The 22,802-nt window shown below is 68.4% G+C and carries 23 protein-coding genes; 12 read left to right on the top strand and 11 right to left on the bottom strand.

What is annotated here, in order from left to right:
* Positions 1–31 precede the first annotated feature (31 nt).
* Positions 32–514: a cupin domain-containing protein gene (locus tag AC3CF1_RS07010; RefSeq protein WP_088948916.1), complete on the top strand. Its 483-nt coding sequence runs from the start codon at positions 32–34 to the stop codon at positions 512–514.
* 108 nt (positions 515–622) lie between these two features.
* Here the strand turns inward: AC3CF1_RS07010 and AC3CF1_RS07015 are convergent, their stop codons facing one another.
* Positions 623–1,831: a cellulose-binding domain-containing protein gene (locus AC3CF1_RS07015; protein WP_488449868.1), complete on the bottom strand. Its 1,209-nt coding sequence runs from the start codon at positions 1,829–1,831 to the stop codon at positions 623–625.
* 361 nt (positions 1,832–2,192) lie between these two features.
* Between AC3CF1_RS07015 and AC3CF1_RS07020 the strand changes: the two genes are divergently transcribed.
* A complete protein-coding gene (locus tag AC3CF1_RS07020) occupies positions 2,193–3,215 on the top strand; it encodes a zinc-dependent alcohol dehydrogenase family protein (RefSeq protein ID WP_488449869.1) in 1,023 nt (340 codons plus the stop codon).
* Between the two features lie 69 nt (positions 3,216–3,284).
* Here AC3CF1_RS07020 and AC3CF1_RS07025 read toward each other — a convergent pair whose 3' ends face one another.
* Positions 3,285–5,765 carry a M14 family metallopeptidase gene (locus AC3CF1_RS07025; protein ID WP_354980899.1) on the bottom strand — a complete coding sequence of 827 codons (2,481 nt, stop codon included), beginning with the start codon at positions 5,763–5,765 and terminating at the stop codon, positions 3,285–3,287.
* Positions 5,766–6,123: 358 nt separating this feature from the next.
* Between AC3CF1_RS07025 and AC3CF1_RS07030 the strand changes: the two genes are divergently transcribed.
* Entirely contained in the window at positions 6,124–7,209 is a 1,086-nt protein-coding gene (locus AC3CF1_RS07030; RefSeq protein WP_488449870.1) for a hypothetical protein, read from the top strand.
* An 80-nt stretch (positions 7,210–7,289) separates the two neighbouring features.
* Here the strand turns inward: AC3CF1_RS07030 and AC3CF1_RS07035 are convergent, their stop codons facing one another.
* Positions 7,290–7,634 carry a DUF1801 domain-containing protein gene (locus tag AC3CF1_RS07035; RefSeq protein ID WP_355160625.1) on the bottom strand — a complete coding sequence of 115 codons (345 nt, stop codon included), beginning with the start codon at positions 7,632–7,634 and terminating at the stop codon, positions 7,290–7,292.
* A 245-nt stretch (positions 7,635–7,879) separates the two neighbouring features.
* Between AC3CF1_RS07035 and AC3CF1_RS07040 the strand changes: the two genes are divergently transcribed.
* Positions 7,880–9,115, top strand: coding sequence for an MFS transporter (locus AC3CF1_RS07040; RefSeq protein WP_354980901.1), 1,236 nt, complete (start codon positions 7,880–7,882; stop codon positions 9,113–9,115).
* 101 nt (positions 9,116–9,216) lie between these two features.
* Positions 9,217–9,735, top strand: a complete 519-nt coding sequence (locus AC3CF1_RS07045; protein ID WP_328373519.1) for a polyketide cyclase — start codon at positions 9,217–9,219, stop codon at positions 9,733–9,735.
* A 129-nt stretch (positions 9,736–9,864) separates the two neighbouring features.
* On the opposite strand, the gene AC3CF1_RS07050 is transcribed toward AC3CF1_RS07045, so the two are convergent.
* Positions 9,865–10,281: a VOC family protein gene (locus tag AC3CF1_RS07050; RefSeq protein WP_354980902.1), complete on the bottom strand. Its 417-nt coding sequence runs from the start codon at positions 10,279–10,281 to the stop codon at positions 9,865–9,867.
* A gap of 147 nt (positions 10,282–10,428) precedes the next feature.
* Positions 10,429–10,791, bottom strand: a complete 363-nt coding sequence (locus tag AC3CF1_RS07055; protein ID WP_231927066.1) for a VOC family protein — start codon at positions 10,789–10,791, stop codon at positions 10,429–10,431.
* Between the two features lie 125 nt (positions 10,792–10,916).
* Here AC3CF1_RS07055 and AC3CF1_RS07060 point away from each other — a divergent pair, with 125 nt between their 5' ends.
* Positions 10,917–11,924, top strand: a complete 1,008-nt coding sequence (locus AC3CF1_RS07060) for a quinone oxidoreductase family protein (protein ID WP_231927067.1) — start codon at positions 10,917–10,919, stop codon at positions 11,922–11,924.
* Positions 11,925–12,019: 95 nt separating this feature from the next.
* Here the strand turns inward: AC3CF1_RS07060 and AC3CF1_RS07065 are convergent, their stop codons facing one another.
* A complete protein-coding gene (locus AC3CF1_RS07065) occupies positions 12,020–12,871 on the bottom strand; it encodes a tyrosine-type recombinase/integrase (protein WP_354980903.1) in 852 nt (283 codons plus the stop codon).
* Positions 12,872–13,100: 229 nt separating this feature from the next.
* Here AC3CF1_RS07065 and AC3CF1_RS07070 point away from each other — a divergent pair, with 229 nt between their 5' ends.
* Both AC3CF1_RS07070 and AC3CF1_RS07075 read left to right on the top strand, forming a co-directional pair.
* On the top strand, positions 13,101–13,646 hold the full coding sequence (locus AC3CF1_RS07070; RefSeq protein ID WP_088948927.1) for a DUF4240 domain-containing protein: 546 nt from the start codon (positions 13,101–13,103) through the stop codon (positions 13,644–13,646).
* A 58-nt stretch (positions 13,647–13,704) separates the two neighbouring features.
* Positions 13,705–14,514: a DUF5984 family protein gene (locus tag AC3CF1_RS07075; protein WP_141910012.1), complete on the top strand. Its 810-nt coding sequence runs from the start codon at positions 13,705–13,707 to the stop codon at positions 14,512–14,514.
* Positions 14,515–14,626: 112 nt separating this feature from the next.
* Here AC3CF1_RS07075 and AC3CF1_RS07080 read toward each other — a convergent pair whose 3' ends face one another.
* Positions 14,627–15,034, bottom strand: a complete 408-nt coding sequence (locus AC3CF1_RS07080) for a nitroreductase family deazaflavin-dependent oxidoreductase (protein WP_088948929.1) — start codon at positions 15,032–15,034, stop codon at positions 14,627–14,629.
* A 222-nt stretch (positions 15,035–15,256) separates the two neighbouring features.
* On the opposite strand from AC3CF1_RS07080, the gene AC3CF1_RS07085 reads away from it, so the two are divergent.
* On the top strand, positions 15,257–15,898 hold the full coding sequence (locus AC3CF1_RS07085; RefSeq protein ID WP_354980905.1) for a DUF4291 domain-containing protein: 642 nt from the start codon (positions 15,257–15,259) through the stop codon (positions 15,896–15,898).
* Between the two features lie 49 nt (positions 15,899–15,947).
* Here AC3CF1_RS07085 and AC3CF1_RS07090 read toward each other — a convergent pair whose 3' ends face one another.
* The 3 genes from AC3CF1_RS07090 to AC3CF1_RS07100 form a co-directional block, all read right to left on the bottom strand.
* Entirely contained in the window at positions 15,948–16,340 is a 393-nt protein-coding gene (locus tag AC3CF1_RS07090; RefSeq protein ID WP_197699544.1) for a hypothetical protein, read from the bottom strand.
* A 176-nt stretch (positions 16,341–16,516) separates the two neighbouring features.
* On the bottom strand, positions 16,517–17,746 hold the full coding sequence (locus AC3CF1_RS07095) for a hypothetical protein (protein ID WP_354980906.1): 1,230 nt from the start codon (positions 17,744–17,746) through the stop codon (positions 16,517–16,519).
* Positions 17,747–17,847: 101 nt separating this feature from the next.
* Positions 17,848–18,477: a VOC family protein gene (locus AC3CF1_RS07100; protein WP_354980907.1), complete on the bottom strand. Its 630-nt coding sequence runs from the start codon at positions 18,475–18,477 to the stop codon at positions 17,848–17,850.
* A gap of 318 nt (positions 18,478–18,795) precedes the next feature.
* On the opposite strand from AC3CF1_RS07100, the gene AC3CF1_RS07105 reads away from it, so the two are divergent.
* The 3 genes from AC3CF1_RS07105 (at position 18,796) to AC3CF1_RS07115 (ending at position 21,028) form a co-directional block, all read left to right on the top strand.
* Complete coding sequence (locus AC3CF1_RS07105; RefSeq protein WP_354980908.1) at positions 18,796–19,926, top strand: sensor histidine kinase; 1,131 nt, start codon at positions 18,796–18,798, stop codon at positions 19,924–19,926.
* Positions 19,917–20,561 (top strand): response regulator, encoded by a 645-nt coding sequence (locus AC3CF1_RS07110; protein WP_488449871.1) that lies wholly within the window; start codon positions 19,917–19,919, stop codon positions 20,559–20,561. The genes AC3CF1_RS07105 and AC3CF1_RS07110 overlap by 10 nt, the downstream gene beginning before the upstream one ends.
* 95 nt (positions 20,562–20,656) lie before the next feature.
* Positions 20,657–21,028 (top strand): hypothetical protein, encoded by a 372-nt coding sequence (locus AC3CF1_RS07115; protein WP_488449872.1) that lies wholly within the window; start codon positions 20,657–20,659, stop codon positions 21,026–21,028.
* Positions 21,029–21,105: 77 nt separating this feature from the next.
* Here AC3CF1_RS07115 and AC3CF1_RS07120 read toward each other — a convergent pair whose 3' ends face one another.
* On the bottom strand, positions 21,106–22,794 hold the full coding sequence (locus AC3CF1_RS07120) for a cellulose binding domain-containing protein (RefSeq protein WP_488449873.1): 1,689 nt from the start codon (positions 22,792–22,794) through the stop codon (positions 21,106–21,108).
* Between the last annotated feature and the right edge of the window lie 8 nt (positions 22,795–22,802).

A 22,802-nucleotide genomic window follows, 5' to 3' on the forward strand; every position in this document is an offset into this window, starting at 1 on the left:
TAGGAATCGACGGACGACGAAGGAGCCGACCATGACACTGGTACGCGCAGCCCAGGCCGAGGTTCTCGACAGCGACCCGGCCAGCGTCATCACACTGCTACTCGACCCCGAGCACACCGACGGCGCACTGACCAGCAATCGCACCCTGCTCAAGCACGGCACCGACGGCGCACCGCCACACCTGCACACCCATTCCGGCGAGCTGTTCTTCGTACTCGACGGCGCCCTCGAGATGCTCGTCGGCGAGGAACTGCACACCCTGCACCAGGGAGACATGCTCTTCGTCCCGCCGAGCACACCGCACGCCTTCGCCCCCGCCGACAGCCAGGACGCCGACTTCCTCGTCGTGATCACCCCTGGTAAGCCCCGCTTCGACTACTACCGACTGCTCGACAAGGTGCATCGGGGCGAAGCCACCTGGCAGGAGGTCGGCGAAACCCAGGATCGCTACGACAACCACTACGTGGACAGCCCCGTGTGGGCGGGCCGCGGGGCATCCACCTCAGCACCCTGAGGAGTCGGAGATGATCAAGGGTGTGACATCCAGCGCGACACACCCTTGATCATCTGCCGGGACGTGACGGTGCACCGCTGACGGTGCACCGCTCACGATCTCGACGGGTCAGCAGCCGATTCGGCTGGACCCGACCGCGACGTCGTCGTACCAGAGGGTGTCGGCCCCGCCGCCGTAGCTCTCCCAGCCCAGCTTCAGGTCGGTGAGTTGCGGTCGCCAGGTGCGGTTGTACCACTGGCCGTCGATGTCGTGCGTCGGGACGCCGTCCGCGGTCAGTCCGGTGACAGCGGTGCCGTCCAGCCACGTACGAAGCTGACCGGCCGAGCCGTCCACCATGAACTCCACACAGGCCCACCGGTTGACCGGTAGTGGCAGGCTCTGCGCCACCCCCGCCGGGCTCTGCTCGGGCAGGGTCGCGTCGTCGGAGGCGCGGTTCCACTGCAGGGCGCCGTTCTGTCCGCCCAACCGCAGGTCCTTGTTGCCGTCGGCGGCGTCGGCCATCGTCACCATCGTGGTGTGATCGGTGGGCTGGGCGGTGGTGTGCCGCACCCAGATCCGTCCGTACCGGACACTGCCGACGCTGCTGAGGTTCTTCGTCGACCTGATGAAGACGTGGTTGCAGTACCCGGCTGCGCCGTTGATCCGGACCGCCCGGCTGCCGCTGTGCGTGGTGGTCGTGTCGATGGTGGCCGTGCCGGCTCCGGAGCAGTCCGGGCTCACCACGGCCCAGTCACCGGACGGCGTCGAGCCGGTCTGGTTCTCGAAGCCGTCGCAGAGCACCGCCCCGGCGCATCCGACCGGCGGCTCGGTGGTCGGCGGGGGCGTCGTGGGTGGAGGTGTCGTGGGCGGGGGCGTCGTGGGTGGAGGCGTCGTGGGTGGAGGCGTCGTCGGCGCAGCGCCGTTGCACGGCACTCCGTTCAGGCTGAACCCGGTCGGCGCGCCACCGCTGGCGCCGAACGTGCCCTGCACGCCGAACTCGGTCGCGCCGCCGGCCGGGATGTTGCCGTTGTACGACGCGTTGCGGGCGGTCACCGTCGATCCGGACTGGCTGACCGTGGCGTTCCAGCCGTTCGTGACGCGCTCGTCGCCGGCGTACGTCCAGGTGACGGTCCAACTGGACACAGCGGTGTCGCCCGGGGCGACCTTGATGTTGGCGGTGAATCCGCCGGACCATTGGTTGGGCGTGTAGTCGACCCGGCAGCCCTGGGCGGCTGCGGCCGGGCCCGTGAGCAGGGCTGTGCCGGTCACGGTCACGGCGGCGGCCAGCGCGGCGACGACCACCAGGGTCGGAGCGGGGCGGGCACGGAAGATCGTCATGAAGGGTCCTTCTGCCATCGAGCTGAGCGGAGGCGACGCGGCGGCGCGCGTCCGGGACGGACGCGGCGCGACAACGCGCCCTGGGTGCGGCGCGGCGGTGCGCCACAGCGGCTGGTCGGCGCGTACGACCGAAGTGCCCGGCTCGGGGTGGACCTGTCAGCCGCCGACGGCCCGGTCGCCCGGACCACGGCGGTGCCCATCCTCAATCTATTTACCGCTCTCGATTTAATCAAGCGTCGGCAAGGCGGTGGTGGTGAGCGTCGTCCCGAATGTGCCCGGGAGGCGGCATCATCACGGCCTGCCCGGGTAGTTGGACGGGTAACAACAGGCCGGACGTCCGGCCCCTGGGAAGGAAGAACTTGTGCGTGGTGTCGTGATGCACGCTCCCGGCGACGTCCGGGTCGAGACGCGGGAGGATCCCAGGATCCTGCTCCCGACCGATGCGATCATCCGGGTCTCCGCGACCTGTGTCTGCGGTTCGGACCTGTGGCCGTACCGGGGGGTCGAGCCGGTCAAGGGACCGTCGCCGATGGGCCACGAGTACGTCGGCGTCGTCGAGGAGGTGGGCGGCGAGGTCCGCACCATCAGGCCGGGCCAGTTCGTCGTCGGCTCCTTCTTCGCCTCCGACAACACCTGCCCGATCTGCCGTGCCGGCTACCAGTCCTCATGCGTGCACCGTGAGCCGGTCGGCGGGCTCGGCGCCCAGGCCGAGTACCTGCGCGTACCCCTGGCCGACGGCACCCTGGTCGCGACGCCGGACGTTCCCTCGGACGACCTGATCCCGGGTTTCCTGGCGGCCTCCGACGTGCTCGGCACGGGATGGTTCGGTGCCGTGGCGGCCGAGGTCGGCCCCGGCAAGACCGTCGCGGTGGTCGGCGACGGTGCGGTCGGTCTGCTCGCCGTGCTGGCCGCGAAGCGGCTCGGCGCGGAACGGATCATCGCGATGAGCCGGCACGAGCCGCGCCAGAAGCTCGCCGCGGACTACGGGGCGACCCACATCGTCACCGAGCGCGGCGACGAGGGCGTGGCCCGCATCAAGGACCTCACCGACGGTCTCGGGGCGCACTCCGTCATCGAGGCGGTCGGCACCCAGGAGTCGATGATGCAGGCCATCCGGGCCACCCGGGCCGGTGGTCACGTCGGGTACGTCGGCGTGGCTCACGACGTCGAACTGCCCGGGGAGGAGCTGTTCTTCTCCCACGTACACCTGCACGGCGGGCCCGCCCCGGTGCGCCGGTTCCTGCCCGAGCTGATCGACCTGATCGCGACCCGGCAGATCGACCCCGGCAAGGTCTTCGACCTCACCCTCCCCCTCGACGAGGCCGCCGAAGGGTACCGGGCGATGGACGAGCGCCGCGCCATCAAGGTCCTTCTCAACCCCTGACCATCCCGTCGTCGCCCCGTCGGCGCGGTTGGACCACACCGACGGGGCAACGATCCTCGGAAAGGGGCGCTACTTCTTGGCGATGGTGATCGTCGCCGTGCGGTAGTTGTTGCGCTTGTCCGTCTTCGTCGGGTCGTAGTTCTTCTCGATGTTGCCGGCGCTGTCGACCGAGAACCAGCGGAACGTCGTCGTCTCGGTCACGTGGAACACCTGCCCCGGCTCGCGGAACTCGGTGGCCGCGTAACGGGGCGACTCAAGCGTGGGCCGGCTGCCGTCGGTCGTGTAGTAGATGGTGGCCGGCTCGCTGGTCTCGAAGCGCACGTCGACCGGCTCGGAGTAACGACCCCCGCCGGGGACCAGCTGCGACGTCGGATCCTTCTTGTCCTTGCCCCAGTCCGCCGCGACCCGGAACATCTCCATGATGCCGTTGGCGTACTCCATCGTTTCGGCGTGGCCACTGACCAGCTCCGGGTTTCCCGTCCACTCGGGTTGGAACGAACCGCCCTGCCAGTTGCCGGTGGCGGGGTTGTAGACGGAGCCGCCCACCTCCCAGCCGAACGCGTAGATCCCGTAGGTGTAGTACAGGTCCTCGCGCACGTTGCCAGCTGAGGAGTAGAGGACGTCCGACGAGCCGCCGACGTTCTCCGGCGTGACGACGGTTTCCCGGTGCGCCTTGACCTGCGACAGGATCCGGGCGGCCGACTGCCAGTAGAACGCCTCGTCACCCAGCGGCGGGCGCGGCGTGGTGATCCGTCCGTCCGCGATGTAGGCGCCGGGCTGCCAGAACAGCTGACCACCGTTGGAGTGCACCGACATCATGAACTTGATGTTCGAGTACTTCTCGACCAGCCAGATGATGTTCTTCGACTCGGGCTCGGACAGCTCCTCCGGCCCCTGGTAGGTGCCACTGACGCAGTTGGTCGACCCTCCCGCGTAGCCGTCGTGGCCCGACCCGACCCGGTAGTTCCGGTTCAGGTCGACACCCCAGGAGTTCCGCTGCGCCGGATCGGCGCTGGCGTCCGGGCAGTGGTTCGTCATGTTCTTACGCTGCGAGGCGAAGTTGTAGAAGCTGTAGTTCGCCCCGTCGGGGTTGTTGGACAGGATGAAGAAGATGTCGGTGTTCTCGACGATCTTCTTCGTCTCCCGGTCCGACCGGTAGTTGTGCACCAGGCGCTCGGCCGACTCCAGGCTGGTCGTCGCCGGCACCCACTCGCGGGCGTGGTCCTGCGCCTGGATCAGGACACCAGGCTTCTTGCCGTCACGGTGCTTGCCGATCCGCAGGACCGGGATCGTCGCGGGGCCTCGCGGCACCTCACCCTCCGGTGCTCCGACGCGCTTCTGGTCCAGGAAGTCGGTCAGCGCGACCGGGCCGGTCGTCGGCGCGACGATGCCGGTGCCCTCGTTGGTGCGGTACGGGTGCGCCCGGTCGATGAGGCCCGCGGACCGGCTCCGCAACGCGTCCGCCACCTGGGTGGCCGTACTCGCCGGCGCCCCGGCGGCGTCCGTGGCGAGCAGGACGCGAACCGCCTTGCCCGTGACCTCCACCGCGAGCGGGAGGTTCGCATCGGGCCGGTCCACGAACTCCACTGTGATGTCGTTGCCACCCTCGTGGCCCCACGCCGCGGAGGTGACGACGACCGCCGCCTGCCCGGTGCCGCCGAGCTGAGCCTGCGCCTTGCGCTGGTACCCGTTGGTCTGGTTCGGCAGGTAGACGATCTCGGCGATGTCCGGGTACTGGCGGGCGATCTCCTTGGCGCGGCTGTAGAGCTGCTGCGGGTGCTTGTAGCCGTCCACGAAGTCCGACTTGTAGGACGGGTTCGCCGTCAGCGGCGGCGGGGCGTTCTCCAACCAGTTCGAGACCACACCGGTGGTGACCCCACCAGTGGAGCTCGTCACCTGGATCCTGGTCGGGCGGGTGTCGAGCTTGAACAGGTTCCGGTGGAACATGTACTGCCCGGAGTCGACGAACCGGCTCATCGTCCGCGCGAAGCCGAACGGGGTGCCCTTGCCCGAGTCGTTCTCGACCTGCATCCCGACGATCGGGTCCGCCTGCTGACCCTCGGTGGTCCGCGCCTCGACGTACAGGAAGCCCTGGCCCTTGGTGGTGAACCAGTCGGCGCGGGCAATGCGTACCGTCGCCTGGTGGTTCGACGGCTGGACGGCCCGCGCGCCGGCGACGTCGACGCCGATGCCGCCGTCGGCCTGGTCGCTCCAGGCGAAGCCGGCATCGTCGGCGAGCACCTCGACGCCCATCGCCGTGAGTTCGGTGACCTGCTCGGCGGTCACCACCGCCTCGCCTTCGATGCCGGTCGGCACGCGTCGGAGGCCGTGCTCAAGGTCGAAGCCGGCAGCGGCCACCTTGTCCAGCATGTCGGCGCCGGTCAGCCTGATCTGTACGAGGCGTACCGACTCGCGATCCTCAGATTGGGATCGGCTGGTGGCGGCTGACGGCCCGGTGGGATCCGCGCCCGCAGGCCCGGTCGCCACGAGGATGCTACCCACCAGGGCGGGCAGCGCCAGAAGCGCGATGCGCCGTTGTATGTGCCGCATTCCCCCTCCTTCTACTTACGACGGATGGTTGAGGTGGTGGCAGGACTCCGTGCTCGTCGACGATCGTCGTTGCGAGAAGGACGGGAGGACGGGAGCCGGCTGGGTCCGGTGAGCGTATGTGCGTTTGCGGCCGCAGTGGATCGCCTCGATCGAATTTGAGCATTCCTTGAGGCGATCAACACCGTGGATGGCGCGACCGCGTCCACGGTGGGCGGCGCCTGCCACGAACGCGACTCGCCGTCGCGCGGTCCGCTCGGTGGCGGAGACCCGACACCGGAGCGCGAGGTAGCCGACTGTGACCAGTGCATCACTGCGCGCACACTCCTCACCGACATGTTCCCGTCGACTGGAGGAACACATGCGTCTCCGATCGTTCGTCACCGCAGCGCTGGCCGCCGTCCTGGCGGCCAGCGCGCTCGCGCCAGTGACCCCGGCAGCGGCGGCCACCGCCGACCGCTGGGGTTTCGCGTACGTCAAGGACCCCACAGTGCCGGTCTGGACCGTGCTGGACACCAGCCGGCAGTGGGGTAGCTGGAAGACTGCGTTCCCCGCAGCCTGGGCCGACGGTGTCAAGCTCGCGCCCGGCCGGTTCCAGGTCCGTTTCCCGCAGGTGGGGGCCAGCTCGCGCGGGGTGCCGCACGTGACCCCGGTGAACCGGACCGGGCACTACTGCGAGGTGGTCCGCTGGTTCCAGTCCGGCGCCGACGAGATCGTCGACGTGCAGTGCCACAAGCCCGGCGGCACGCGCGAGGACACCCCGTTCACAGTGCTCTGGACGACCAGCTCCGGCGTGCTGCCTGCCGGCACCTCCCACGCGTACGCGCAGTGGGGCGGCGGCGTGCTGGTGCAGTCGTACAACTCCGCCGGCGTGGTGAACACCGTCGGCCCGCTGGGCGTCGGCCAGTATCTGGTGCGGCTGCCCGGGGTGGGTCTGGCCGGGCTGCTCGCCGGCAACGTGCAGGTCACCGCGGTGCAGCCGAACGCCGGCCCTCGCCGGTGCAAGGTCTACTCCTGGAACGCGGTCGGCACCGACGTGCAGGTGTACGTCTTCTGCTACAACCAGGCCGGTGCGCTCACCAACACCGACTTCGCCCTCTCGTACCACCGCCGCCGGCCGGTGATCGGCTCCCTCGGCCCGCCGTCGTACTTCGGTTACCTGGGTACCGCCGTCGGTGGGCCCACCAACGACAACTCGGTGCTCGGCGTCGGAGCGAACGCGGTGGCACCGCTGGCCCCCGCCGGCCGCTACCTGGCGACCTTCCCGCAGATCGGCATCAAGGAGACCCACGCCCAGGTGGTCGCGCAGGGTGCGGGTAGCAACTACTGCCACCTCACCCAACCCTGGACGTACACCACCAACGCCGACGTCGACGTGATCTGCTTCGACAACGCCGGCGTGGTCACCCCGCACCGGTTCCTGGCCACCTTCACCTCGCGGCTCTGACGCCGCCGGCACCGGCGGTGGCAGCCCTCAGGCCACCGCCGGTGACCGCGTCCATCACCCCCGCGCGGAGGTGTACGCAGCTACAGGGCGGCCGTGGTCTCTTTGAGGATGCCGGCAAGCGCGTCGTAGTCGACGGTCTGCCCGTCCTTGATGTCGACGGCTTTGCGCTCACCCTTGCCCAGGGACCGGAGGAAACCCTTGACCTCCGGAACGTCCGTCGCGTTGAACACCATGAAGGAGATCTTGTCCTTGGCCACCGAGATGACGGCCGCGTAGTGCCCGTTCTTGAGGTAGTGCGGCTTGCCGTACTGCAGTCGCTCCTCGGCATCAGGAATGGTCTGGACGACCATCGCGCGCAGCTTCTCGCACACGTCGATCTGCCACGGCTGCGTCTTGTTGATGTACTGGGTGACGTCGTCACTCATGGCCATCTCCTTATTGTCGTTGCCAAAGGATGGTCGACCCGCGACGCTTCACCCGCAGCCCGACCCGACCTGATCCGGTCGCCGCCGGAGCCGCCCCTGCCCGGGCAGGATCGTACGACGAATCCGCACCTCGGAGGGGCCCCGTGACCCTGGGATGTCGGCCCCGCCGCACCGGTCCGAGTGCAGCGGCTTCGGAGCCCTGGATTACGGTGACCAGGAAAGGTGGGTGGATCATGGTGCCGCAGGTGTCACCGCGAAGGGCCTGGGCCGTGCTCGTCGCACTCTCCCTCGCGGCGTTCGCGTTCATCACGACCGAGCTGCTGCCCGTTGGGCTGCTGACCCACATCGCGCCCGACCTCGACCGGTCCCGCTCGCAGGTGGGTCTGCTCGTCAGCGGGTACGCCATCGTGGTCGTGCTGGCGTCCGTGCCTCTGGCCCGGCTGACCCAGCGGATACCCCGACGCCAACTGCTCGGCGTCACGATGCTCCTGTTCGCCGCCGCGAACGCCCTGGCCGCGCTCGCGTCGACGTACGCGGTGCTGGCCGGCTCCCGCGTCGTGACGGCGCTCGCCCAGGCGCTGTTCTGGTCCATCGCCACGGCAACCGTGACCGGCCCCTTCCCGGCCGCGGTGCGCGGCCGGGTGGTCGCGCTGTTCGCGACCGGAGCGACGCTCGCCCCCGTGCTCGGCGTACCCCTCGGCACCTGGCTCGGGCAACAGGCCGGCTGGCGTACGGCGTTCGGGGCGCTGGCCGGAGTTGGGCTGGCGATCGCCGTCGCGGTGTTCATCCTCCTTCCCTCCTATCCCCCGGCTGCTGGCGGCGCCGCCCGTGGCACCGCACCCGACGGGCGGCGCTTCGTCCTCCTGCTGGTCGCGACCGCCCTCGGCATCGGCGGCTTCATGACCCTGCAGACCTACGTCACACCGTTCCTGCTCGACGTCACCGGCTTCGCCGACTCGGTGCTGGCACCACTGCTGTTCGTCTCCGGCGCGGCCGGCGTCGTCGGCACCCTGGCCGCCGCCCGCACCCTGGACAGCCGGCCGACCGCCTCCCTGCTGGCGCCGCTGAGCATCGGCACGGCCTCCCTGTTCGGCCTGTACGCACTCGGCGCGCTCCGGCCCGGCGTGGTCGCACTCCTCGCCGGCGTCGGCCTCGCCTACGCGGGGTTCGGCTCCGCCGTGCAGAGCCGGATGCTGCAACTGGCCCCGGGCAGCACCGACATCGCGTCGGCCGGCGTCAGCACGGCCTTCAACGCCGGCATCGCCGGCGGTTCGCTGCTCGGCGGCGGCCTCCTGCCCACCCTCGGGCCACGCCCGCTGGCGCTCGCCGGCGGGCTGCTGACGCTGGCCGCCTTCGCGTTGCTCGCCGTGGACGCGTGGCGGAGCCGCACCGTCGGGTCAGCGTCGGCCTCCACCCCTGGCAGCCCAGCGACCGCGCGAGAGATCACGCCGGCCCGGACGGGAACGGCGTTGCACGACTGACAGAGCGCGTCACGGATCGCGCTGTGCTCTCGTCATCCGTTGGCGAGAGGGGTCAACGGCGGACACTGACGAGTCCCATCGACATGACGGAACATAGGTGAATGATCGGTGACCGGTGGGGCGTGACCGACAGCGAGACGCTGCGTACCTATCCCTGTGACGACCTCGTCGTCGCACCCGCCCTACAAGCCTGGCGCGGAGTGTCGATCGCGGCGCCCGCCGCAGCAGTGTGGCCGTGGGTGGCCCAGGTGAGGCTTGCGCCCTATTCGTACGACTGGATCGACAACCGCGGCCGCCGCTCGCCTCGACAGTTGCAGGGCCTACCCGAGCCCCAGGTCGGGGAAGCATTCACCACCGCCGGAGGACGAAAGTTGGGCCGGATCGTCTCGGTCGACCCCGGCAAACAGTTGACGAGCACCATCATGGGCGCCTTCATGTCCTACGTCCTCGTGCCCCAGGAGCACGACAGGACGCGCCTGCTGCTCAAGGTCGTCATGCAGACGACCCGCTGGGCCGCACTCGGCCTGTCCATCGGCGACCTGATCATGGCTCGACGACAGCTGCTGAACCTGAAGCAACTCGCCGAACACAACGGGCACCACGGACCCGCCACGCAATGAGATCAGGCGAACGGCGATCGACAGTCCTGGGCGGCTGCTGCGCGTCGTCCGCCCCGCATTCTGGGACACTCGGATCGCGGCAAATCAGGACGTCTGACCTGGGCGCCTCGACTGACAACTGCGGCGACGTCATGCGAATCCGAGGAGGTCCCACCGGTTGCCGGCGATGTCGAGGAAGACCGCGACCCGGCCATAGGGCTCGGCCCTTGGCTCCCGGACGAAGGTGACACCGGCCTCGGCCATCCGTCGGTAAGTGGCGTCGAAGTCGTCGACTCGGAGGAAGAACCCGACTCGGCCGGCTACCTGGTTACCAGTTGCGGCACGTTGGTGTTCTCCGTCGGCGCGAGCGAGGAGAATCCCGGTCTGGGAACCCGGCGGCCGGACGACGACCCACCGCTTGGGCCGCCCGTCAGTGGTCAGCGATGGGGAATCCTCGACGAGATCGAAGCCGAGTACATCGGTGAAGAACGCAATCGCGGGGTCGTACTCGTCGACGATCAGGGCAACCAAATCGATCTGCACCACGGCAGCGTACGCAGGGTCCATCGTGCTCGCCGCCCGCGTGCCGACAGCGGCAGAAGAGTGTGTCGGCGGCTCCAGGCTCTCGCGGCCGCTTGTGATCAGTGTGCAACGACGACGATGCGTACGACGCCACCAGCAGGTCTCGGATGCTCGGTCGAAAGCCTAACCAGATCACACCCGGTAGTACTGCACGACGCAGAACTCGTTGTCCTCCGGGTCGGTCATGACGAGGACTGCGCCCTCTTGGTAGTCATGCCGTTCACCTGTCCACCGCCCGCCCAACATCCCGATCCGATCGACCGCTTCGTCAACGTCGGTAACGGCGATGTCGAGGTGTAGTCGCGTCTTGCCGGCCTTGGGCTCCGGGACCGGCTGGAATGTCAGCACCGAGCCGCCCCCGGCGACAGTGACGCGCCGCCAGCCGGGAAGAGACTCCGTCACGCGTCCTCCAAGCACCACAGACCAGAAGTCAGCCAGTCGCTGCGGATCCCGGCAGTCGACCGTGACTCCGGCAAGTCGGCCCAGTGTCTCCACGACACCGACCATAGCGACGATGTGCAGCCCATTCCCACTGGGGCGCACTCATCTCGGCACGTCCGGACGGCAGTCAGGCCAGCTCGGCGGGACACTGGGTAGCGCGCGCCTCGCAGCAGAAGCGGATGATCGATCATGCCGCGTTGGCCGGTTACTGCGGGCGCGGGTGTACGTTGCTGATCATGCGAGCTGTGCAGTGCGCCCGTTTCGGCGGTCCCGAGGTTTTGAACCTTGTCGACGTGTCGGAGCCGGTGACGGTCGATGGTCAACTGCTCGTCAACGTGAGCGCGGCAGGGGTCAACTTCGCCGATACCAGCCGCATTGCCGGGTCGTATCGTCCGGTGCCGGAGCTGCCGTTCACCCCGGGCACTGAGGTGGTCGGGCGGGCGACTGACGGTCGCCGGGTGCTCGCACCGATTTTCGACGGTGGTGGCTTCGCTGAGCGGGCGGTCGTGGAAGTCGCGGACGCCGTTGCGGTGCCCGAGGGGGTGGGCGACGCCGAGGCGCTCGCGCTTCTCGTCCAGGGCCTGACCGCCTGGCACGTATTGAGAAGCTGTGCGCGGATGCGCGTCGGTGAGACCGTTGTCGTCAACGCCGCGGCCGGTGGTGTCGGCTCGCTTGCTGTGCAGCTCGCCAAGCACTTCGGTGCCGGGCGTGTGATCGCCACAGCCTCTACGGACGCTCGACGTAACCTGGCCCTCTCCTTGGGTGCGGACGTCGCCGTGTCCAGCGACCCGGACTGTTACGCCGAGCAGGTCCTGGAGGCCAACGATGGCACGCCGGTGGATGTTGTGCTCGAGTCGATCGGCGGCCGCGTGTTCAGCGCCGGCCTCGAAATCCTGGGGAACTTCGGACGTCTGGTCACCTTCGGGAATGCCTCCCGCGAGGGCTGTCCACCTGTCGATCCGAGCGCACTCGCGGACCGCAACACAGCCGTGATGGGCTTCTGGCTACGCCCGGCCCTCACCGTTCCCGGCGCCTACGCGGAGCCGTTAGCCGAGATGTTCGCGCTCACGGCTGCCGGAGTGCTGAAGCCGATGGTCCATGCGGCATATCCCCTTGAGGACGCCCGCCGCGCTTTCGAGGACCTCGTCGCCCGCAGAACCACCGGCAAGGTAACCCTGCGTCCCTGAGACTTGAGCCCGATCACCCGTCGCGATGCGGTGAAGCACCGCGAGCCTCGCCCGCCAACCGATGCACCACTTTCGGCAAAGCCGTGAGCGGTTGATCACGTTCCGGAGGCCATGTAGGCGGCGAGGATGTAGTTGGGGTGCCGGTCGAGGTTCTTGCGGGCCCGGTCATAGCGCATGGTGGTCCGTGGGTCGGCGTGGCGGGCGGCGATCTGCACGTCGCGGAGGCTGACGCCGGCGTCGAGCATGGTCGTCACGAACGTGTGCCGCAACATGTGGGGGTGCATCCTCGGCATCCGGATGCCCGCTGTGTGGGCGAGGTGCTTGAGTCGGCGGGTGGCGGCGTGCCGGTCCATCCTCCGACCATGGGCGTTGCGCAGGATCGGCCCGGCGGTGCGGTCGTCGACGGCCTGATCGATAGCCCGAGCGACCGCGGGTGGTAGCGGGACGAGGACCACCTTGCCGCCCTTGCCACGCACGCGTAGGACCCGGTGACCGTGTTCCTCACCGAGGTCGGCGATGTTCGATCCGCAGGCTTCGAAGGTCCGTAGTCCGAGCAGGCCCAGGAGCGCGACCAGGGCGAAGTCGTTCGGGTTCGAGGACTTCCGCGCGGTGGTGATCATGGCTTCGTACTGCAGGTGCCCCAGTCCGAGGGTCGGTGACTCGGCCGGCACCGTGGGCCGGCGGACGTAGTCGGCCGGCGAGTGCTCCAGGAGGGCGTCGATGACGCAGACCCGATAGAACCCAACCACGACCGACAGCCGGCGGGACACCGTCGAGGGCTGGTACCGGCGGACGTCTTGTAGCCAGCGCACGTACCGCTCGATGTCCACCCGCGCCGCCGCCAGCGGGTCCAGGTCGTGGTCGGCGCACCAGCGGAGGAAGACCCGTAGGTCGGAATCAGTGTGGACGCGAGTCTGGCCACGGTAACGGCCCAGGAAAGCGGACACCGCGGCGCGCACAACGAGTTGATCGGTCAGTACGACAGGGAAAGCGGAAGCAGGCGAGGTAGTCATACATCACCGTGCGTCACCATCGGCGATGAACACCAGCCCGCCTGGAGCGGCAGATGCGGATGCCCGATCTTGAATCACGTCGGCTAAGGCTCACCCTTGCGGCCTTCGGAAGGGTCTGTGCGGCGACCTTCGACGCACAGGACCGGCTTGGTACGGTCTGGCAGTGGAGGGGGCGGTGTTCTGGCGCATCGTCGAAGGCGCCCGGGCTGAGGTGGGCGCCGACACCGAACGCGTCGCCCAGGTGCTCCTCCGCAGCCTTCGCGCGTTGACTCCGGACGAAATCGAACAGTTTGAGGAACTCTGGTTCCAGGCACAGGACGAGCTCTACCGCTGGGCGATCCGGGACGCTGCGACACTCCTGCTGGGCCGCTTGGACGACGATGACTTCCTCTCGGTGCAGGACTGGATCCTGTCGCACGGGCGGCCAACCAGCCAGCGCGTCCAGGACGACCCTGACAGCCTTGTCGAGTTGGCACCCGACCGGCGCAACGCTCGGATCGACTGGTTCTGCGGCCTCCCGCTCGAAGCGCACATCGCGGCAACCGGGGCTCCGTTCGCTATAGACGGGCCTTCCGGATCAGACACACCCGTCGGAACTCCGGCCGACCTGACCGACGAGACCCGCACGAGGCAGCGATTTCCCAGACTCACGGCATACCTCGACAGCAATCCGTGGATCGAGCGCCCGTGGGAACGCGCCACCAGCTGACCACCGCACGCACTCGAGGCTTTCGATCGCCCGCCGGAAGTTACGGGATACTGCCTTAATGATCAGGTTCCGGTTCGAGCTGTATCCACTGGACGAGGTGTCACCGTGGGGCAGTGACCAGCCGAGGCTCCACTGGTTCGGGCTCACCGAGGGCTGGTACTGGCTTGAAGCAAGCGGGCAGGAGCTGCTGTGCCGCACCCGGGAAGTTCACCCGCATCCCTACATCGACTATTACCTGGCCCGGCTCTGGGAAGATGTCATTGTCCTTACACCTGAGGTGCTGGAGCCGGTGCCCGACGATCTGCAGCCATTCATTGCCTCCGACCCCGCGCAGTGGACGTGTGACCCGCTCGAGTTCGTGGCCGAACCGGGTGAGGAACGGACCGACGACGGGAACGCGGGCGTGCCCGACCATCCAGTCGTCACGGCCGCGATCTGGCAAGGCGAGCACCATCTGGACTTCGGTTACCTGCGTAATCCTCCCAAGCTCCGGTTCTGGCGTACCACCCGCGGCGATCGCGACGAGATCACCATGGATTGGCGGCACGAGGACGACGGCGAGATCGGTTTCACCGCCGACCCCGCAGTCCGGCTCAGCGTGCCGACCACCGCATACCTTGAGGCCGTGCACACCCTCAACCGCGAGCTGATGGACGCCATGGGGCAGCGGGTCGAGGAGCTGGAACGCCGCGGCGGGCTACCTGGCGTGGACCTTGACCTCGTCCATCTGCGGCCGGAACACGAAGACCGGCGGCATTGGCTTGCCAAGAACCTCGACCGCTGTCCGAAGACCGACTGGAACGTTGTCCGCCAAGGTGCCCGCCTGCTGCTCGGTGACGTTCAACAGGCCGACGCCCCAACCGGCTAAGCATTCCATCGAGCGCCTGACCGGGACAGCATCCGCTCATCGGCATGAGCGGTACGCGCCGGATCAGCGGCGCGCCCCCAACCGCCGGGCAATGGGGTTGAACCGTCTCTGCCTACGGCGCAGGTTCCAGTACGACGACCGGGATCTGACGGGTGGTCTTCCGCTCATAGTCGGCGAAGCCTGGATACGCGGCCTTCTGCGCGCTCCAGATCCGTTCCCGCTCGTCGCCGGCGGCAACTCTGGCGACCAACTCGACCTTGTCCGTACCGATCTCCGCTTGGGCCTGCGGGTGAGCGAGCAGGTTGTAGTACCAGTCGGGATTGGTGGGCGCACCGCCCTTGGACGCGAACACGGCGTAGCCGCCGTCCACCTTCTGGTACATCATCGGGTTCACGCGAGGCTGGCCGCTCTTGGCGCCGACCGTGTGCAACAGCAGCAGCGGCGCGCCAGCGAACTGACCGCCGACCTGCCCACCGTTGGCGCGAAACTCAACGATGATCTTGTCGTTCCAGTCGCTCATGCCCTCTCCTCGCCTCCAGGAACCGGCTCCTTGACCACGATTCTGACAGTCCCGGCCGGGGTGTGACACTGCGACCACGCACCAACGAACCCGGCGGCGACAATGCGTAGCACTCGGTTCGCGGGGGATGCGGGTGCCGCCGCAGGTTCATTTCGGCCTGGTGCTGGCCTGGGTGCGGGATCTCGGTGGCGCAGTCGAGTCCCGATCGGTGACGATCAAGCCGTGTCCATTCCCGCCCGTCAGATCCGCGCCCGCTACTCAGCCGACACCATCACCGTGTACCAGGCGTATCCCCCGCAAATCGCGCTGGCGGCGGTGGCAGCCGGCCGTTTCGTGGCCCCCTTCAAGCGGGATCGGATGACGTGGATCAAGCCGTCGTTCCTGTGGATGATGTACCGCTGCGGCTGGGCCATCAAGCCAGGGCAAGAGCGCGTGCTGTCCATCGACATCGCGCGGGAGGGATTTGAGTGGGCGCTGGCACGAGCCAGCCTGAGCCACTACGACCGAGACCTGCACGGCGACAAGGCGACCTGGACCCGGCAGCTGAAGGCCAGTCCCGTACGAGCGCAGTGGGATCCGGAACGATCACTGCGTTTGGAGGCGCTGCCGTACCGGTCGCTGCAGGTCGGGTTGTCCGGCGAGGCAGTCGATCGATACGTTGACGACTGGATCGTGGCCGTCACGGACATCACCCCCACCGTTCACCGCGTGAGGGACCTCCTGCGTTGCGGCGACGAACAGGCGGCAACAGCTCACCTGCCCGTCGAACGTGTCTACCCGCTGCCGGCACAGATCGCCGCCGGCCTCAACGCCAGCCCGGACGTCGCCGCCGAAGAGGTGGCCGAGCAACAGCATGCACACTGACGGTCGCTCGGCACGCCAGCGCGCCCCGCTCGGCGGCGTGTGCGGGCGCTCATCGACCAGGGGTGAAGAGGTCCTCGCCGCTGATCACGAAGCACCCGAACATGTCGCCGAGGACCGCTCGTTGGTGTTCCGTAAGCGGGTTTACGAACACGGCAACACCGACCTCTGCGGCCCGGCACGCTTGCGCGACTTCGCGCGCTTTGCCCGGGCTAAGCAGTGTCCGCCGCGACAACGGCAACGCCATCTTGGCCGCACCGCCGTGCGAGACACCCCGCCGCTGAATGTGCCGGCTCACTACCCGCCCGCCATGGACCTCCACCGAAGCCGCCAGCACATCAAGCTTTGCGCCGAAGTCTTTATCCTTCGCCGAGAACAGGCCCACGAGCGCCACGCCGGTGCCCGCCAGCACGGAGGTCAGTGACTCGGTCGGATATTGCCGCACGGGGGCATGGTGTCAGACGCCACACAGGCACCGCTCATCGGCAGATCCGGCGTCGACCCGTACGGTGAGTCGGTCACTGCCGTGAAGGCTTTCGACTCGGTGGCGTGCACGGTCAGCGACGGGATTCGCGGCCTGCACTGGCCGAGGAAACGGCATCCGATCGGTCAGCCTTTGCCTCATCGGTCGACGATCGGAAAGGCCCGCCGCACTTCCGCCAGGAACGCGGACCGCCGAGCGGCGTAGGTTGTGACCGCCGCCCACAGCGCCTCCAGCGCAGCCTGCAGCGGATCCGACTCGCCAGCGGCCAGGAGCGCCGGCAGTGCCATCGCGACCGGGTCCACCGGGGCGTCGAGAAACCCGCGGAGCGGATCAGTCAGGCCCCGACCCGCCGGCCGCAGCGAGACCACGGAGAACGTGACGGCCGGCTCGCCCACGATGCGCGTCCGCAGCGCTGACATGTCGGCAAATTCGGCGGGTAGTGGCACACCCCGATCCAGCGCCGTCCACGCCGGCGTCATCCAGTCGAGGTCCGCGATGCCGGCGACGGTGAACGCCTGCCGCGCCGCCCAGATCGCGATCTGTCGTTGAACGACGGCGTCGGCCTCGGCCACCCCGTCGACCAGGGCCCTGTCCAGCAGGGCGATGCCATAAACGTTGCCGCGCACGCGCCGGAGCCGCTCACTCGGCGGCCGGCCGCCCCAGCGCCGCAACTCGTCCCGCTTGCGGTACTCCTCGTCGCGACGTTCCTGCTCCACCCGCTTGAGCATCTCAGCCTCGACCTGCTCCGACAGGGACGGCGGGGGTGGCAACGCCCGCGCCCAGGCGTGCCAGTAGGCGGCGCCGCCGCTGGTCTGGCGCAGGATCGCGTCGGCGCGCGTCACGCCGTCACCCGGGTCGCCGCCCGTTGCGTCCTCCGGCCAGAAGCACAGCAGGTAGCGGTCCGGCCGCTGATCCATGTAGGTGTAGTCGTCCTCGGCAAGCTCGTCAGGGTCGTGACCGCCGAACGGGTCGTGCCCCTCATCCATGCCCATCGCGCAGTACCGCACGCGGTAGACCGGCAACCGGCTGGTGTCCTGCTCGTCGGAGGTCAGCGGCAGCTTGGCGAGTGAACCGTCACCCCACGGGACCAGGTCGAGCACTGCGGCCCTCGGCTCAAACGACACCTCCACCACCTCCTCCCATTCCTCCGCTGCCACTGGCGGCTCGACGTCGTGCAACTCGACAGTGAACTGGACCTGCCCGGAGTGCGTACCGGTCATCAGGAACAGCGTGCCCGGCTGACCGCCCCCGCAGAGGCCATTCGCCTGCCCGGCGAACGACCCGGCCATGTCGTCTGGCAGCTCACGACTCGTCACGTAGATCTGCCCGTAGGCGACCGGAGCCTTGCCGTCGAAGAGAACGCGCATCGACCGATCCTGTCATCGACCGACGGACGCCCGCTGTCCCCACGAACGGCTAACAGGTCGACGATCGCCTGTGCGGCGGCGTCGCGCTCCCGGATGTGGTGCTATTCGCGGGCGAGCCAGGTGGCGACGCACGCCTCGTTGCCTTCGGCGTCGGCCAGAACCCACCACCTCGGCGCATGTGCGTCGGAGACGAGGTGGCCGCCTGCGGCCAGGGCGGCGGCGATGCGCGCCTCAGCCTGGTCGTGGGGAACGGCGACGTCGAGGTGCATGCGGTTGCGCTCTGAGCGCACCGTGTCCATCTGCTGCAACCCGAGGTTCGGGCCTCGGCGTGACGGGTCAGCCAGGTAGTCGTCTCCGACGCGGTGGTAGCCGAGCAGTGCCTGCCAGAACGGCAGCACGTCCGCGCCGACGAGTGCGTCGAGGGTGACGTTGACGAGCTGGACGGCTGTCGGGTCGGCCGGGAAGTTCAGTGCCTTCGCGGCCGCCGAGATCCGGCGGGCCAGGGCGATGTCGCGCCGGGTCATGGACACCGTGACACCGGAGTGCCGCAGGTCGACGGTGAGATATTGCTGCTCTGGGCCGTCGACGAGCCGACCGATCTCATCCACGAGCGTGATGCCGTTGGCCAGCGAGCCGGTTCGGAAGTGCGCCGAGACCAGGTGATAGAGGCAGCGCCAGTCGTCGACACCATCGGCCGCGTGGAACTGCCCGGCGGTGATGTGCACGGTCATGCCGGCGAACGTTACATCGACACGGAGGCGTTCGTGGGAGCACGTCTGGCGTCGGCTGGAGGTGGTGCTTCGTTCGATGGGTGGTGCGGTTTACCACACCCCGCGGTTGTGGTCGGCCCACTGAGGTCGGCGGTCGACCTCATGGTTCGGGCCGCGGTGAGTTCATAGCGTCTTCGGCATGACTAGGTTGGGTGGGCGGCCCGGCCGCGGTGCCCGCCGCCGAGGCGAGGCGGCGTGGGTCCGAGACGACATGAGCGATGGAGGGACGCCCCGGTGGCGGAACGCGCGGTGCCCGCTGGGCGGTCGTGGATCGACAGCATGACCCGGTGGGGCCGGCCGTTGGCGGGCGTGGTGGTCGGTGTGATCACCGGTGCGTCCGAGGTGCTGTTCCTGCTGCTCGCCGCGCTCTTCGTGGTCGCGGTCTCGCCCGCGCCGGCGGCTCGGCGCCGCATCGGCGCCACCATCATCCGGTACGCCCACCGCGTCACCGAGTGGGAACGGCACCGCCTGGCCGTCATCGCCTCGGAACCACCACCACCCCCGGTTCGGGCGAACGGACCGCGGGTGCTCGGCTACCTCGCCGCCCGCCTCCTCCCGGCGGTGCTCGGTCTGCTCACCACCGGCCTGCTCGTGGTCGGTGCCGTCCTCGCCGTCATCGTGGTACGTGCCTTCGTCGGAGGCACCCTGAATGCGGCCGGTTTTCTGTTGCAGGGGCTCATCGGCGCGGCCCTGCTGCTGGTGAATGTGCAGGCGATAGTCAGCGTGGCCACGCTGGATCGATGGCTGGCCCGCAGCCTGCTCGAATCCCACACCCGTGAGGCCCTTCAGGCGCGGATCAGCGAGCTGGCCGTCAGCCGGACCGGTGTCATCGCCGCTGTCGACGCCGAGCGCCAGCGCATCGAACGCGATCTGCACGACGGGCTCCAGCAACACCTCGTGGCGCTCGGCATGCTGCTCGGCCGGGCGCGCCGCACCCGCGACCCCGACAAGGCCCGCGAGCTGCTCGCGCAGGCACACGAGGGCGTCCAACGCGCCGTCGATGACCTGCGGAACGTGGCCTGGCGGGTGTACCCCGCAGCCCTCGACCACACCACGCTGGACGAGGTGCTGAGCATGGTGGCGCAACGATCGTCGGTCCCGGTGAGGGTCAGCTACCACGTGCCGGTCCGGCCCGCCCGACCGCTCGAGACCGTGCTGTACTTCGTGGCCTGCGAAGCGATCACCAACGCCGCCAAACACGCCCGAGCTAGCCTGATCACCATCGAGATCATGGCGGGGGACGGAAACATCACGATGCGGGTCCGGGACGATGGCCTCGGCGGCGCTGACCCGCATGGCAGTGGCCTGCAGGGACTCGCCCGCCGGGTCAGCGCGCTCGACGGGCACTTCGAGGTGGACAGCCCGGCCGGTGGCCCGACGACCATCCGGGTGGCACTGCCGTGCGCATAGTCCTCGCCGAAGACTCCACCCTGCTGCGGGAAGGGCTGGCCCGCCTCCTCGCGGACGAGGGCCACGCGGTGGTCGCCGCAGTCGCGGACGCCGATCAGCTCGTCACGGCCGTCGAACAGCACCGCCCCGATGTCGTCGTCACCGACGTCCGCATGCCGCCCACCAACACCGACGACGGGCTGCGGGCCGCCCTGGAGATCCGCCGCCGCTGGCCCGACATCGCGGTGCTCGTGCTCTCCCAGTACGTCGAGAAGCGCTACGCCGCGAAGCTTCTCGCCGACCGGTCGGAAGGCATCGGCTACGTGCTGAAGGACCGAGTCGCCCAGGTCGAGGACTTCCTGGACGCGCTCGACCGCGTCGCCGCCGGTGCCACGGCGCTCGACCCCGAGGTCGTCCGGCAGCTCATGTCGGCCACGAGCCACAGTGACCCGCTGAACCGCCTCACCCCACGCGAACGTGAGGTGCTGCACCACATGGCGCAGGGGCACACCAACGCCACCATCGCCGAGCGCCTCCACGTGTCACAGAGCGCGGTCGAGAAGCATGTCAGCACCATCTTCGACAAGCTCGGGCTGTTACACGTGACCGGCTACAGCCGCCGGGTCCTGGCGATCCTGCGCTACCTCGGCTCCTGACCAGCCGTCCAGGAAGCGCTTCACGGGTCCATCGCATGCGGCACGGGCGTCGACAGCGCTGACATGGATGGCCCAGTCCATGAAAGAGTCGGTCGATGTTACGTGGACGACTCCTGACGGAGAGCCTGCGTGTTGGCGTCGATGTGCGCGTACCCTCGCTGCGCGTCGTCCGAGTGGGCCGACACGACGTATCGAGTTCAATATCGGCCGCCCAACCGAGTGTCTGGACGTTCCTGGATTTCGAGGCGCCCGACGACGTGGCCGACGAAGTGGCATCCGCGCTCGCTGGATCCCTGGTCAGCGATCAAGGCTGGTACGCGGACTTCGAAGTCGGCGATGATCACGTCATCGTGTTCCCCGGTCGTGTGTTCCGCTACACCAAAGGTGATCGCGCGGGGCGAGACGCCGCAGTGGAGTACGGCCGGAGTGTCGGCGTGCCCGGCCATCAGCTCGATTGGGGCGATTGAGAGTGCCATTCCGGTGGGGCGTGTGGACGCGGTCGCTCCATCATGCCCACACGCCCCACCGACGGTGAGAAGACGCCTCAGAGGGTGAACACGAGCGTGGAGATGCTGCGTGGACCGACGTTGATGGTGGCCTGACCTCCGTTCACGGTTATCGGCTGGCTGGCCGCGTTGGCGGTCTGCGAGGTGAGGAAGTGCTCGGCCTTGCTGACGTTCTGCGGGGCCTGGACCACGGCGTTGTTGACCGCGTTGTTCGACCGGTTGAGGATGACCAGGCTGATCTTCCCGTCACCCTGGTAGGCGGTCACCTCCAGCGGCGACGCCTTGGAGCTCTTCGCCAGGGCGATCCGCTGGTAGCCGGGACGGACGTACTTGGCGTACTGCGAGAATGCGTAGCCGCGCTTGAGCGGGGCTCCCGCGACGGTGCCGTACGCGGCTTCGCCGTCACCGATGAACGAGTAGTAACGCTTGCCGTACCACCAGATGTAGGCGTTCCAGTTGGCCTCCATCGACTTGTGCACAGTGCGCATGATGTCGTCGAGCGTCTCGTTCCAGACCGCCGCGTTGCCGGGGTTGCCCCAGATGTTGGAGCCGCCGCCGTCGGCGGCGTGCAGGTTCCACTCGGTCATCCACACCGGCTTGTTGTGCTGCTCGGCAAGGGTGTACGGCTTGAGCCGGCCGGCGTCCTCGGTGCCGTACAGGTGGCCACCGATGTAACCGATGTTGTTGCGGGCGGTCGCGTCGTTGAGGGTTGGATCGGTGTAGTTGTAGTTCAGGTTCACCGCCTCGGCGACCATCAGTTTGGTGTTCTGCACCTTCGTGCCCTGGTCGCGGACGAAGGTGCGCAGCTCCGTGCCGCTCCAGTCCATCGAGTCGTAGTCCGGGTGCCAGTCCGGTTCGTTCTGCACCGAGGTGACGTCGATCGACACGCCCTGGCCACGCATGTACTGGACGTAGCTGTTCAGGTGGTTGGCGTAGTCGTCGTAGTAGTCGGTCTTCAGTTTGCCGCCGTTGACCCGGCTGTTGTTGGTCTTCCACGCCGCCGGCGCGGTCCACGGTGAGGCGAGGATCTTCACGTTGGACCCGGCGGTCTTCGCCGTCTTCAGCGAGTTCACGTGTGTCGCCCACTCGCTGGACACCGGTGACAGACCGGTACGCACGATGGACAGACCCAACTGGTTGGCGCCCATCCCGACCAGTGTCTGCGTCTCGGTTGTGGACCATGCGCTGCCCCAGATGGACTGGGCGGCCCCGAACCCGTCGACGGTCTGGTATCTGGTCGCGCTGTTCACCGTGATGTCCGCCGGCCCGTTCGGGGGTGGGGTCGTCGGCGGCGGGGTGGTGGGCGTCGTGCCACCGGTGCAGGCCACCCCGTTCAACGCGAAGTTGGTCGGATCAGGGTTGCTGCCGGTCCACGAGCCGTTGAAGCCGAACGACACCGTCCCGTTGGTCGCGATACCCCCGTTGTAGCTGACGTTCTTGGCGGTGACTGTGGCGCCGCTCTGGGTCATTGTCGTGTTCCACGCCTGCGTGACGGTCTGTCCGGCGTCGTAGGACCAGGTCAGCGACCAACTCGACACCGCGTCACCGACGTTGGTGATCGTGACGTTGGCCCCGAAGCCACCCTGCCACTGCGACGACACGCCGTAGTTTACCGAACAGCCGGCGGCTGCTGCCCCTGCCGGCACCGCCAAGGCGACCGCTGTCGATGCCAGCAGCATGGCGCTGGCCGACATCAACGCGGTTCTGATCACTCTGGGTCTTCTCATCGATCATT

The organism is Micromonospora sp. MGP-C2 (assembly GCF_057766525.1).

Bases quoted from the DNA above. Each gene is read 5' to 3' on its own strand.
- AC3CF1_RS07010 (WP_088948916.1), top strand. From the start codon at position 32: ATGACACTGGTACGCGCAGCCCAGGCCGAGGTTCTCGACAGCGACCCG.
- AC3CF1_RS07015 (WP_488449868.1), bottom strand. From the start codon at position 1,831: ATGACGATCTTCCGTGCCCGCCCCGCTCCGACCCTGGTGGTCGTCGCC.
- AC3CF1_RS07025 (WP_354980899.1), bottom strand. From the start codon at position 5,765: ATGCGGCACATACAACGGCGCATCGCGCTTCTGGCGCTGCCCGCCCTG.
- AC3CF1_RS07030 (WP_488449870.1), top strand. From the start codon at position 6,124: ATGCGTCTCCGATCGTTCGTCACCGCAGCGCTGGCCGCCGTCCTGGCG.
- AC3CF1_RS07035 (WP_355160625.1), bottom strand. From the start codon at position 7,634: ATGAGTGACGACGTCACCCAGTACATCAACAAGACGCAGCCGTGGCAG.
- AC3CF1_RS07045 (WP_328373519.1), top strand. From the start codon at position 9,217: ATGATCGGTGACCGGTGGGGCGTGACCGACAGCGAGACGCTGCGTACC.
- AC3CF1_RS07050 (WP_354980902.1), bottom strand. From the start codon at position 10,281: ATGGACCCTGCGTACGCTGCCGTGGTGCAGATCGATTTGGTTGCCCTG.
- AC3CF1_RS07060 (WP_231927067.1), top strand. From the start codon at position 10,917: ATGATCGATCATGCCGCGTTGGCCGGTTACTGCGGGCGCGGGTGTACG.
- AC3CF1_RS07075 (WP_141910012.1), top strand. From the start codon at position 13,705: ATGATCAGGTTCCGGTTCGAGCTGTATCCACTGGACGAGGTGTCACCG.
- AC3CF1_RS07080 (WP_088948929.1), bottom strand. From the start codon at position 15,034: ATGAGCGACTGGAACGACAAGATCATCGTTGAGTTTCGCGCCAACGGT.
- AC3CF1_RS07095 (WP_354980906.1), bottom strand. From the start codon at position 17,746: ATGCGCGTTCTCTTCGACGGCAAGGCTCCGGTCGCCTACGGGCAGATC.
- AC3CF1_RS07100 (WP_354980907.1), bottom strand. From the start codon at position 18,477: ATGACCGTGCACATCACCGCCGGGCAGTTCCACGCGGCCGATGGTGTC.
- AC3CF1_RS07105 (WP_354980908.1), top strand. From the start codon at position 18,796: ATGACCCGGTGGGGCCGGCCGTTGGCGGGCGTGGTGGTCGGTGTGATC.
- AC3CF1_RS07115 (WP_488449872.1), top strand. From the start codon at position 20,657: ATGTTACGTGGACGACTCCTGACGGAGAGCCTGCGTGTTGGCGTCGAT.
- AC3CF1_RS07120 (WP_488449873.1), bottom strand. From the start codon at position 22,794: ATGAGAAGACCCAGAGTGATCAGAACCGCGTTGATGTCGGCCAGCGCC.